At 63.2% G+C, this 11,553-nt stretch carries 11 protein-coding genes; 1 reads left to right on the forward strand and 10 read right to left on the reverse strand.

Annotated features, from left to right (window positions below; all coding sequences use genetic code 11):
* Positions 1 to 66: 66 nt before the first annotated feature.
* Both RGM2987_RS02160 and pobA read right to left on the reverse strand, forming a co-directional pair.
* The gene (locus RGM2987_RS02160) at positions 67 to 1,602 is read right to left on the reverse strand and encodes an MDR family MFS transporter (RefSeq protein ID WP_245138480.1); all 1,536 of its coding nucleotides are present in this window, start codon (positions 1,600 to 1,602) and stop codon (positions 67 to 69) included.
* A gap of 51 nt (positions 1,603 to 1,653) precedes the next feature.
* Complete coding sequence (pobA, locus tag RGM2987_RS02165; RefSeq protein ID WP_245138481.1) at positions 1,654 to 2,844, reverse strand: 4-hydroxybenzoate 3-monooxygenase; 1,191 nt, start codon at positions 2,842 to 2,844, stop codon at positions 1,654 to 1,656.
* A 175-nt stretch (positions 2,845 to 3,019) separates the two neighbouring features.
* Between pobA and RGM2987_RS02170 the strand changes: the two genes are divergently transcribed.
* On the forward strand, positions 3,020 to 3,913 hold the full coding sequence (locus RGM2987_RS02170) for a helix-turn-helix domain-containing protein (protein WP_245138482.1): 894 nt from the start codon (positions 3,020 to 3,022) through the stop codon (positions 3,911 to 3,913).
* A 7-nt stretch (positions 3,914 to 3,920) separates the two neighbouring features.
* On the opposite strand, the gene RGM2987_RS02175 is transcribed toward RGM2987_RS02170, so the two are convergent.
* The 8 genes from RGM2987_RS02175 to RGM2987_RS02210 all read right to left on the reverse strand — a co-directional run bounded on the left by RGM2987_RS02175 (position 3,921) and on the right by RGM2987_RS02210 (position 11,478).
* Positions 3,921 to 4,097 carry a hypothetical protein gene (locus tag RGM2987_RS02175; protein ID WP_245138483.1) on the reverse strand — a complete coding sequence of 59 codons (177 nt, stop codon included), beginning with the start codon at positions 4,095 to 4,097 and terminating at the stop codon, positions 3,921 to 3,923.
* 249 nt (positions 4,098 to 4,346) lie between these two features.
* The gene (locus RGM2987_RS02180) at positions 4,347 to 4,706 is read right to left on the reverse strand and encodes a DUF5064 family protein (RefSeq protein WP_245138484.1); all 360 of its coding nucleotides are present in this window, start codon (positions 4,704 to 4,706) and stop codon (positions 4,347 to 4,349) included.
* Between the two features lie 64 nt (positions 4,707 to 4,770).
* On the reverse strand, positions 4,771 to 5,700 hold the full coding sequence (arcC, locus tag RGM2987_RS02185) for a carbamate kinase (RefSeq protein ID WP_245138485.1): 930 nt from the start codon (positions 5,698 to 5,700) through the stop codon (positions 4,771 to 4,773).
* An 89-nt stretch (positions 5,701 to 5,789) separates the two neighbouring features.
* Positions 5,790 to 6,800 (reverse strand): ornithine carbamoyltransferase, encoded by a 1,011-nt coding sequence (locus RGM2987_RS02190; protein WP_245138486.1) that lies wholly within the window; start codon positions 6,798 to 6,800, stop codon positions 5,790 to 5,792.
* Between the two features lie 68 nt (positions 6,801 to 6,868).
* On the reverse strand, positions 6,869 to 8,125 hold the full coding sequence (arcA, locus tag RGM2987_RS02195) for an arginine deiminase (RefSeq protein ID WP_245138487.1): 1,257 nt from the start codon (positions 8,123 to 8,125) through the stop codon (positions 6,869 to 6,871).
* Positions 8,126 to 8,155: 30 nt separating this feature from the next.
* On the reverse strand, positions 8,156 to 9,583 hold the full coding sequence (arcD, locus tag RGM2987_RS02200; RefSeq protein WP_245138488.1) for an arginine-ornithine antiporter: 1,428 nt from the start codon (positions 9,581 to 9,583) through the stop codon (positions 8,156 to 8,158).
* Positions 9,584 to 9,670: 87 nt separating this feature from the next.
* Positions 9,671 to 11,017, reverse strand: a complete 1,347-nt coding sequence (locus RGM2987_RS02205; RefSeq protein WP_245138489.1) for a CoA transferase — start codon at positions 11,015 to 11,017, stop codon at positions 9,671 to 9,673.
* A gap of 35 nt (positions 11,018 to 11,052) precedes the next feature.
* Positions 11,053 to 11,478 carry a YbaN family protein gene (locus RGM2987_RS02210; RefSeq protein WP_245138490.1) on the reverse strand — a complete coding sequence of 142 codons (426 nt, stop codon included), beginning with the start codon at positions 11,476 to 11,478 and terminating at the stop codon, positions 11,053 to 11,055.
* Between the last annotated feature and the right edge of the window lie 75 nt (positions 11,479 to 11,553).

The following is an 11,553-nucleotide window of genomic DNA, read 5'->3' on the forward strand; positions in this document are numbered from 1 at the left end:
CAACCCCCCCCGCCACAGGGGTTCTGCACTAACCCCAGGGTTCTGCGCTAACCAGAGGTTGGAGCGCTACCGCGCTTTCTCATCCCGCCCACGCAACAACTGGTTCGGCATCGCCACCGCCGCCGCCAGCCCCAGCAGTGATACCGCCGCGCTGATCAACAGCAGATGCCGGAAGGTGCTTTGCAGCTCCTGGCGCAGGGCGTCCTGGGCCTTGCCCGGGGCGGCGTTCAGACCGTCCAGCAGCACGTTACCGGAATGACCTTCGCCCAGCAGTGACGCGCCAGCGAGTTGGGCGAAGCTGGAATCCTGTAACAAGGCCAGCAGCAGCGCTGACATCAGCGCCACGCCCACCGCCCCGCCGAGGGAGCGAAACAGGTTGGTGGTGCTGGTGGCGACGCCGATGTCCCGTTGTTGCACCGAGTTCTGCGAACCCACCAACGAGGTCGGGAACTGCATGCCGGAGGCGATACCGCTCAGCAGCATGAACAGGCTGCTGAGCCAGAACGCGGTGGGTGGGGTAAAGGCCATGCCGAGAATCGCGAACGGAAAGAGCAGGGCACCGCCCAGGATCATCGGCTTGTAGCGCCCGGTGACCGAGGTCCGGCGCCCGGCGAAATAGGCGCCTATCGGCAAACCCATCGCCAACGGCAGCAAATGCAACGCAGCGCTGTCGGCACCGGCGCCGGTCACGCTCTGGAAGCGCAACGGCACCAGCACGGTCAGGGAAATCGCCTGGAAACTGGTGAAGAACACCGTGCACCAACACAGCACCGCGCTGCGGTTGACGAACAGGTGCATCGGCAGTAGCGGCTCGCGGGCGCGGCGTTCATGCCAGGCAAATACACCCAGTGCGAGCACCGCGCAGCCCAGCAGCCCAAGCACTTCGCGGCTGTGCCAGGCATGGCCCTGGCCGAACTGGGTAATGCCCAGCAACAGCGCGGTCAGGCCGATGATCAGCAACACGGTGCCCAGGTAATCGATGATCGGCGTGCGTTGTGGCACCGGCAGCCCGACCAGCGCCCGGCGCGCCACCAGCCAGGCGCCCAGGCCCAGCGGCAGGTTGATCAGGAACACCCAGCGCCAGGACAGGTATTGGGTCATATAGCCGCCCAACACGGGCCCGGCCACGCTGGCAACCGCATACATGCCGCTGAAATAACCCTGGTAGCGACCCCGTTCCCGGGGCGGGATGATGTCGCCGATGATGGCCTGGCTCACCGAAATCATCCCGCCGGCGCCAATGCCCTGGATGATCCGCGCCAGTACCAGCTGTTCCATGTTTTGCGCCAGTCCGCAGAGCACTGAGGCGAGGGTGAACAGGGCCAGGCCGAACAGCATCAGCCGGCGTCGGCCGTACAGGTCGCCGAGCTTGCCGTAGATCGGCACCGCCACGGTCATGGCGACCATGTAGCCGGAAATCACCCAGGCCAGCAGGCTGACATCGGCAAATTGCGCGGAGATGGCCGGCATCGAGACGGCGACGATGGTCTGGTCCAGGGCGCCGAGGAAGATCGCCAGCATCAGCGCCACCAGCACGCTGCGGATGGCTGGTTTCTGGGCTTGAGGGTGTTCGGGCTGGGTCACGGCAAAACCTGCGGGCATCACGCCGGTGAGGCGAGTGGAACGGAGCCCGCAGTGTAAGTCGATAGCCGACTATTCGATAGCCTCGTAAGGAAGTCCCACGTAATTTTCCGCAATGGTTTTGCGCCCAGCCTCGGAGTCGACGAAATACGCAAGCTCCGCTTCGCTGATGCGTTGGTTGAAGGCGTCTTCGTCGAAGCGATGCAGCATCGACGTCATCCACCAGGAGAACCGTTCGGCCTTCCACACCCGCCGCAGGCAAATGGCCGAGTAGAGTTCCAGCAAGTCCACGCGGCCCTCGCGATAGACCTTGAGCAGAATGTTGAACAGCGTGCTGACGTCGCTGGCCGCCAGGTTCAGGCCCTTGGCTCCGGTGGGCGGGACAATGTGGGCCGCGTCACCCACCAAGAACATCCGCCCATGCTGCATCGGCTCGACTACGAAGCTGCGCAGCGGCGCGATGCTTTTCTCGATCGACGGCCCGGTCACCAGGGCTTCGGCCAGGTCGGCGGGCAGGCGGGCTTTCAGTTCGGTCCAGAAACGCTCGTCCGGCCAGTCGGCCAGCTGTTCTTCAGCAGGCACTTGCAGGTAATACCGGGTGCGGGTTTTTGAACGCATGCTGCACAGGGCGAAACCGCGTTCATGGCGGGCGTAGACCAGCTCCTCGTGGACTGGCGGAGTGTCGGCCAGGATGCCGAGCCAGCCGAACGGATAGACTCGCTCGAAGACCTTGAGGCGGTCCGCCGGGATCGACTGCCGCGCCACGCCGTGGAAACCGTCGCAACCGGCGATGTAGTCGCAGTCCAGGCGCCAGGTCTCGCCCTGGTGTTCGAAGGTCACGAAGGGCTGCTCGGTCTGCATGGCATGGGGTTGGGCCTTGTCGACCTGATACAGCGTGCGGCCACCGGTCTGTTCACGGGCGGCCATCAGGTCGCGGGTCACTTCGGTCTGGCCGTAGACCATCACGTTCTTGCCGCCGGTCAGCCCCTTGAGGTCGATGTGCACGCGGCGAGCGTTGAGCACCAGTTCAAAGCCGTCATGTTCCAGGCCTTCGGCGTCCATGCGCTGGCCGACGCCGGCCTGGCGCAGCAGTTCGGCCATGCCCTGTTCCAGCACCCCGGCGCGGATACGGCTCAGTACATAGTCCGGGGTCTGGCGTTCGAGAATGACGGTGTCGATCCCGGCGTTGTGCAACAACTGGCCGAGCAGCAACCCAGAGGGGCCGGCACCGATGATGGCGACTTGGGTCTTGAGGGTTTTCATTGTTGTTATGACTCGCACTGGGCACGCAACCGAAGTCGGTGTTGATTGTTATGATTCTGGTGCCTGCATTTTTCGCTTGCGGACCTGTCAATTGAAGGGGAAAACTGAGCCGATACCTGTTCATTTTGCCAATTGGTGCGATTATCGCCCGCAACCCAGGCCCGGATTCCTCGTTATGAAAAAACCTGACCTGCCTACGATCCCGGTGTTCAAGCTCTACGGCGAGAGCCAGGACTGGCCGACGCCGGACCTGCTGCACTGTGAAACCATTTCCAAGCGCAGCCGCGAACATCAATGGGAGATCAAACCCCATCGGCATGCCGACCTGTGTCAGTTGTTGTTCGTGTTCAAGGGCCAGGCGGAACTGGAGATCGAAGGCAAGCGCACGCAACTTGACGAGCCGGCGGTGCAGATCCTGCCGCCGCTGTCGGTTCATGGCTTCCGGTTTTCCGAGGATGTGGAAGGCTACGTGGTGACCCTGGCGGCGCCGCTGGTGACGCACTTGCAAGGTCAGCTGGGGCACTCAGTGAACGTGCTGGCCCAGGCCGAAAGCTACCCGGCCGGTGAAAACGCCGACTACCTCAACAGCCTGTTCAGCGCCCTGCAAACTGAATACATGGGTCATCAACCCGCTCGGGAGATGCTGATGCATGCACTGGTCAGCGTGATCATGGTCTGGGTCAGTCGCCAGGTGATGCAGCGCCGCACCAAGGCCCAACGCCCGCAACGGGCCCGGGAATACCTCAATGGATTCATTCAGCTGGTGGAAGAAACCTATCGCCAGCACGTCAAGGTCGAAGACCTGGCCCATCGCCTGGGCATCTCGGTGTCGCACCTCAACGGCACGTGCCGGGAACTGGCGGGGCAGCCGGCGTTGCAGATCATGCACGAGCGCCAGTTGCTGGAGGCCAAGCGAATGCTGACCTATACCGGCCTGACCATCTACGAGATATCGGAAATGCTCGGGTTCTCCGACCCGACCAACTTCACCCGGCTGTTCCGCCGGCGTGTCGGCATCTCGCCCAAGGCATTCCGGGACAGGCTCAAGACCGATCAGCCGGACGACTGAACCGGCTCTAGCGCAGCGCGTTCAGGCTCGCGTTGTGGGGGATGCAGCGTTCCAGGTTGCAACTGGCGTATTCACGAGGTTGTTGCCTGGCCTGCTCGACCCGGTAGGCCGCAGTGCCGTACAGCGCAAGCGTAGCGGCGCAGGTGATGAAAATGGCGAAACGTCTTTTTGTTTTGATGTTCATGGCGTTGACCTCTGAACGAATACCCGGGGGTACTGGGTTAAGCATAGGTCAACGTGGGTGGGTTGCCAGTCGGGCAGGGATTGGATGTACCCCGGTATTCAGAACACTGATAATCCCATGTGGGAGCGGGCTTGCTCGCGAAAAGCGGTGTGTCAGTGATCGATGTATTGGCTGACACACCGCTTTCGTCGGATCGCCGCCCGGAGCAAGCCCGCTCCCACAGGGAGATGAGGTGTCTGGTAGAACGGGCTACGCCAGATGCTCAGGCTTCATCGGATCCCCCGGCTTGACGCCCAGTTGCTGGCGCACGTCCTCGAACATCTCGTCGTAGTACTCGTGCATCGAGCCGATGCTGGCGCTTTTAGGCAGGCCATATTTCTGAGCGATGCGCGTGGCGGGGCGGGCGAAGTCGAAGGCCTGGTCCTTGGCCAGGAAAAAGCTCTCGTCTACGGGCTTGTCTTCGACCGTGCCGTGCAGCCGAAATGACATGCCCTGGCCTTCCTTGGGATCCTGGGCGAGCTCGTAGTCGATGCACAGGTTGTAGCTGTAATCGTCCTTGTTCAGCGCGTGGCGCTCCATGTGCAGGTGACCGGGTCGGAACAGGGCCATGAGCGACTCTCCATGAAAAGCGTAGAAGTAGGGCAGACCGCGGATCTGCCCCGCAAGTTTCCCGTTATCGATAAGTGAGGCCAGCGGTCGCGGTGCTGATGCGGGTGCCGGCGGTGCCTTGGACGATAGCATCGATATCCGAAAGCGCCCCGATCACCGCGACCTTGCCGGTGTTGCGCGCGAATTCGCACGCCGCCTGCACCTTGGGCCCCATGGAGCCGGCGGCGAAGCCGAGTTTGTCCATTTCGTCGGGGTGGGCCTGGGCAATGGCTTTCTGGGTCGGTTTGCCAAAGTCGATGAAGGCCGCGTTGACGTCGGTGGCGATCACCAGCAGGTCGCTCTCCAATTGTTCGGCCAGCAAGGCCGAGCACAGGTCCTTGTCGATCACCGCCTCGACGCCTTGCAGCTTGCCCTCGGCGTCATACATCGTCGGGATGCCACCGCCGCCAGCACAGATTACGATGCTGCCTTTTTCCAGCAGCCACTTGATCGGGCGGATTTCAAAGATCCGCTTGGGCCTGGGGCTGGCGACCACGCGGCGGAATTTGTCGCCATCCGGGGCAATGGCCCAGCCTTTTTCGGCGGCCAGTTTCTGCGCTTCCTGTTGGCTGTAGACCGGGCCGATGGGCTTGCTGGGGTTTTGGAAGGCCGCATCGTTGGCGTCCACTTCAACCTGGGTCAGCAGCGTCGCGAAGGGCACTTCGAAGTCCAGCAGGTTGCCCAGTTCCTGTTCGATGATGTAGCCGATCATGCCTTCGGTTTCGGCCCCCAGTACGTCCAGTGGATACGCCGAAACCGAGGTATAGGCCGCCGCCTGCAACGACAGCAGGCCGACCTGCGGACCGTTGCCGTGGGCGATGACCAGCTGGTTGCCGGGATGGATCTTCGCGATCTGTTCGGTCGCGGTGCGGATGTTGCTGCGTTGATTGTCGGCGGTCATGGGTTCACCCCGACGCAGGAGGGCATTACCGCCCAGGGCAACGACGATGCGCATGGTGTTGTCCTTTTACAAAGAAATTTGACCTGACGACGCATGCCCCCTGTGGGAGCAAGCCCGCTCCCACAGGGGGGGCGGCGGTGGGTTTAGAGATCCGCCAACGTCGACACCAGCACTGCCTTGATGGTGTGCATGCGGTTTTCTGCCTGCTCGAAGGCGATGCAGGCCGGCGATTCGAACACGTCGTCGGTCACCTCGATGCCGTTGGCCAGGTGCGGATACTGCTCGGCGATCTGTTTGCCGACCTTGGTGTCGCTGTTATGGAACGCCGGCAGGCAGTGCATGAACTTGGTGCGTGGGTTGCCGGTGGCTTTCATCAGCTGGGCATTGACTTGGTAGGGCAGCAATTGTTCGATCCGCTCGGCCCAGGCTTCGACCGGCTCGCCCATGGAGACCCAGACGTCGGTGTGGATGAAGTCCACGCCCTTGACTGCCGCTTTCGGGTCTTCGGTCAGGGTGATGCGTGCGCCGCTTTCCTCGGCGTATCGATGGCAGCGCTGCACCAGGTCGTCATGGGGCCACAGGGCCTTCGGCGCGCAGATGCGTACGTCCATGCCCAGTTTGGCGCCGACCAGCAGCAGCGAGTTGCCCATGTTGTTGCGCGCATCGCCCAAGTAGGCGTAGCTGATGTCATGGATCGGCTTGTCGGCGTGCTCGCGCATGGTCAGCACGTCGGCGATCATCTGTGTCGGGTGATATTCGTCGGTCAACCCGTTGAACACCGGCACGCCGGCGAACTTGGCCAGCTCTTCGACGGTTTCCTGCTTGAAGCCCCGGTACTCGATGGCGTCGTACATGCGACCGAGCACGCGGGCGGTGTCCTTCATGCTCTCCTTGTGGCCGATCTGCGATGAGTTGGGGTCGATGTAGGTGACGTTGGCGCCCTGGTCGTAGGCCGCCACTTCGAATGCGCAGCGGGTGCGGGTCGAGGTTTTTTCAAAGATCAGCGCGATGTTGTTGCCCTTGAGGTGCTGCTGTTCGGTGCCGGTGTACTTGGCCCGCTTCAGATCGCGGGACAGGTCCAGCAAGTAGCGCAGTTCGCGGGGAGTGTGGTGTTCGAGGCTGAGCAGGTTACGGTTGTGAATGTTGAACGCCATGATGGATCTCCTTGGGTTTCGGTAATCCCCTGGGCGGTGTTCGGTCAACACCGGCCCAGGCGCAAAAGTCAGTAATCGATCGGGTCGCGGATGATCGGGCAGGTCATGCAATGGCCGCCGCCGCGACCCCGGCCCAGCTCGCCGGCGCTGATGGTGATGACCTCCACTCCGGCCTTGCGCAGCAGGGTGTTGGTGTAAGTGTTGCGGTCATAGCCGATCACCACCCCCGGCTCCAGGGCCACCACGTTGTTGCCGTCGTCCCACTGCTCGCGTTCGGCGGCGAAGCTGTTGCCGCCGGTTTCCACCACGCGCAAGGCAGGCAGCTTGAGGGCGGTGGCCACGGTGTCGAGGAAGCTGCCTTCCTCACGGCGTACGTCGATGCCACCAGGCTTGCTTTCGTCGGGGCGCAGGGAGAACGCGACGATCTGGCTGACCACTTCGGGGAAAATCGTCACCAGGTCGCGGTCACATAAACTGAACACGGTGTCCAGGTGCATGGCCGCGCGAGACTTGGGTAAGCCGGCGACAATCACTCGCTCCACGGCCTGGTGCTTGAACAGGTTCAGCGCCAGCTGGCCGATGGCTTGGCGGGACGAGCGCTCGCCCATGCCGATCAGGACCACGCCGTTGCCGATCGGCATCACGTCGCCGCCCTCGAGGGTGGCGCTGCCGTGGTCCAGGTCCGGGTTGCCGTACCAGATCTGGAAATCGGCGTGGGCGAACTCGGGGTGGAATTTGTAGATGGCGGTGGCTAGCAGAGTTTCCTGGCGGCGCGCCGGCCAGTACATCGGGTTCAGAGTGACGCCGCCGTAGATCCAGCAAGTGGTGTCGCGGGTGAACTGGGTGTTGGGCAGCGGCGGCAGGATGAAGCTGGAGTGCCCGAGGAAATCGCGGAACATCTGAATGGTCTTGCCACCGAAGCTGTCGGGCAGGTCATCGGCGGAAACCCCACCGATCAAGAATTCAGCGATCCGACGTGGCTCCAGGCTGCGCAGCCACGAACCGACTTCATTCACCAGGCCCAGGCCCACCGAGTCGGCGGTGATCTTGCGGTGCAGGATCCAGTCCAGGGCTTCCGGGATGGCGACGATATCGGTCAGCAGGTTATGCATTTCCAGCACATCGATGCCGCGCTCGCGCATCTTGGTGACGAAATCGAAATGATCGCGCTTGGCCTGGTTGACCCACAGCACGTCATCGAACAGCAGTTCGTCGCAGTTGTTCGGGGTCAGTCGCTGATGAGCCAGGCCGGGGGAGCAGACCATGACTTTGCGCAATCTACCGGCTTCGGAATGAACGCCGTACTTCACTTTTTCCGTGGTCATTGGATTTTCTCCGTTGAGATCGTCGGCCAGTTACAAGGTCAGGAAGCCGTCGTAGAGGCCGTAGGCAGCCACCAGGGCGCCTACTACCACAGCGGTAAAAATCAGCTTCTCGACTGAGGTGAATATCGGTTTGCCCACCTCGCGCCGGGCTTTGGCGAACAGGATCGCGCCCGGGGCATAGAGCAGGGCGGAGAGCAGCAGGTACTTGATCCCGCCGGCATACAGCAGCCACACCGCATAGATCAGGGCTATGGCGCCGATGACCAGGTCCTTGCGGCGCTCGGCTAGGGCGTTTTCGTAGGTTTCGCCCCGCACCGCCAACAGCAGCGCATAGGCCGCCGACCACAGGTACGGCACCAGGATCATTGAGGTGGCGAGGTAGATCAGCGACAGGTAAGTGCTGGCCGAGAACAGCGTGACGATCAGGAACAGCTGGACCATCGCGTTGGTCAGCCACAGGGCGTTGACTGGCACGTGGTTGGCATTTTCGCGGCGCAGGAACGCCGGCATGGTGTGGTCCCGGGCCGCGGCGAACATGATCTCGGCGCACAGCAGCACCCAGGACAACAGGGCGCCGAGCAGCGAAATGATCAGGCCAATGCTGATCAGCACCGCGCCCCAATGGCCCACCACATGTTCCAGCACCGCCGCCATGGACGGGTTTTGCAGCTTCGCCAGTTCCGGCTGGGTCATGATCCCGAGCGACAGCACGTTTACCAGGACCAGGAACAGCAGCACGGTGATGAAACCGATCACCGTGGCCTTGCCCACGTCCGAGCGTTTCTCGGCGCGGGCGGAAAAAATGCTCGCACCCTCGATACCGATGAACACCCAGACGGTCACCAGCATCATATGCCGCACCTGATTCATCACGCTGCCCAGGTCCGGGTTCTTCACGCCCCAGATGTCGGCTGTGAAAATGTCGAGCTTGAAGGCGAACACCGCGATCAGCACGAACAACGCCAGCGGCACGACCTTGGCAACGGTGGTGACCAGGTTGATGAACGCGGCTTCCTTGATCCCGCGCAGCACCAGCCAATGAACGGCCCACAGCAGGACCGAGGCGCCCATCACCGCGGCAACCGTGTTGCCTTCACCGAAGACCGGGAAGAAAAAGCCCAAGGTGCTGAACAGCAGCACGAAGTAGCCGACGTTGCCCAGCCAGGCGCTGATCCAGTAGCCCCAGGCCGATGAGAAACCCATGTAGTCACCGAACCCGGCCTTGGCGTAGGCGTACACACCGCCGTCCAGGTCGGGCTTGCGATTGGCCAGGGTCTGGAACACGAACGCGAGGGTCAGCATGCCCACCGCAGTGATCGCCCAGCCAATCAGAATGGCGCCGACATCGGCACTGGCCGCCATGTTCTGGGGCAGGGAAAAGATTCCTCCGCCAATCATCGAGCCCACGACCAGCGCGACCAGCGCACCCAAGTGAAGCTTTGTGGGGGTATCAGACATAGCATGACTCCGAGGCAGCAGAGGAGAGTCACAGCCTATGTCGGTTTTGCGTTGGGTTAGCTGACCCAGGTCAGCAGGCGCAGCGGATTACCACTGCGCTCGATGGGCGCCGAGTTCAGTCGCCGCCCGTGTCCACTGCAACGGTGTGCCGCTGATTTTCAGCGGCACCTGCAATCGGTGCGCGGGGCCCCACGGCGTCTGTTCGACCAGCAGGCCCTGATCGTCGTTGTCCTCGGGCCGAAGCGCGGCCTGGGGCCCCGCGCCATGTTCGATCAACAGCCTTGCCGTGCGCGCCAGCGACAGGCGCGCCGAGCCGCCTCGACCACTCTCCAGGCGCCGGGCCAGCAACACGATGGCGCTGGCCGCCATCAGATAGCCGGTGCCATGGTCCAGCGCCTGCACCGGCAGCGGCGTCGGTTGGCTGGCCTGTTTCCAGGTCATGCCGGCCTCGGCGATGCCGCTGCTCATCTGCACCAGGCTGTCAAAACCGCGGCGGTTCTGCCACGGGCCGCTCCAACCGTAGGCATTGAGGCTGACATCGATCAGGCCTGGAGCTATCTGCCGACGCTGCTCGTTGCCAAAGCCCAGGTGTTCGAGAGCGTCCGCCCGATAACCATGCAGGAGTATGTCGGCGTCCTTGAGCAAGGCTTCGAACACCGAGCGATCATCGGGTCGGTGCAGGTCCAGGCGTGCACAGCGTTTGCCCAGGGTCACTTCCGGCACTACGCCGGGCTCGTTCCAGGTGGGTGGGTCGATACGCAAGACATCGGCCCCGAGGCCTGCCAGGAAGCGGCTGGCAATAGGGCCTGCGAGCACCCGGGTCAGGTCCAGGACCTTGAGGCCTGCCAACGGTTGGGCCACGGAACCGAGCCAGGGCTTGTGCGGCGCAGCGTCGCTGTGGGCGAACTGCACCAACGGCTCGCCGTTCACCGCCCGGCCTTGGGGATGTGCCTGCCACGCCTGCCATGAACGCATCTGGGCAGCACAACCGCCAGCATCGACCACGGCCTGTTCCAGTTCCGACTTGTTCCAGCGGGCGACCCGGGTCGTCATTTCGCTGCGATCAGTGCACGGGCCGAGGACTTTCTCCGCCGCCAGTCGATGATGCGGTGCGTTGGTGTGCAGGCGAATCCAGCCATCGGCGCAGGCGTAGTCGCCGGCCACCGGGTCCCACAGCGGCGGCAGGCTCCAGCCGATCGGCCGCAGCGACGTGGAGAACCAGAACGAAGCCAGGCGTCGGTCGACCTCGACCGATGGTCGGCGACCGGTTTGAGGCTGGATGAGTTCGGCGGTCGCCTGGCCAGCGACGGCGATACCGGCGCAGGCCAGCTCCGTGACGGCGAACGCCGAGGACAGGGCGCCTTCGCTGGTGAAGGGGATCGGCGTCGTGGGCAGGCCGAGCGCGGCTTGCATGGACGTGAGCAGATCAGTCATCGAAAGCCCTCCGCAAATGAGAGGCCGAGCATAGATCAAAAATCCGTTGGGAGCTGTTTCGCCGCCAGGTGCGGGCCAGAACGCCGGGCAGTTTCCGGCCGCGACCAGATCCACAGATTGCCCAGCCCCATGCCGGCCAGGGCCAGGTAGGCCGGCCAGCCATGACCGAGTGTTGCGAGCATCAGTCCGGCGCAGAGCAGCATGCTGACCGTGGCGGCGACCTTGGCCCGGCGCGGGATGGCCTTGCCGTTGCGCCAGTTGTGCAGCATCGGCCCGAACAGCCGGTGGTTTTCCAGCCAGGCGCTCAGGCGCGGCGAACTGCGGGTCGCGGCCCAGGCCGCGAGCAGGATGAACTCGGTGGTCGGCAGACCCGGCACGACCAGGGCCAACAGGCCGATGGCGAGGCTGGTGTAGGCGAGCAGGGTGAAGAGCAGGCGGGTGAGTTTTGAGGGCCGGTTCATAAGTTTCTTTCAGGCATACACTTTCCCTTGTGGGAGCGGGCTTGCTCGCGAAAGCGGTACATCAGACAACTATGA

The organism is Pseudomonas sp. RGM2987, from assembly GCF_022952855.1.
Taxonomy (GTDB): domain Bacteria; phylum Pseudomonadota; class Gammaproteobacteria; order Pseudomonadales; family Pseudomonadaceae; genus Aquipseudomonas.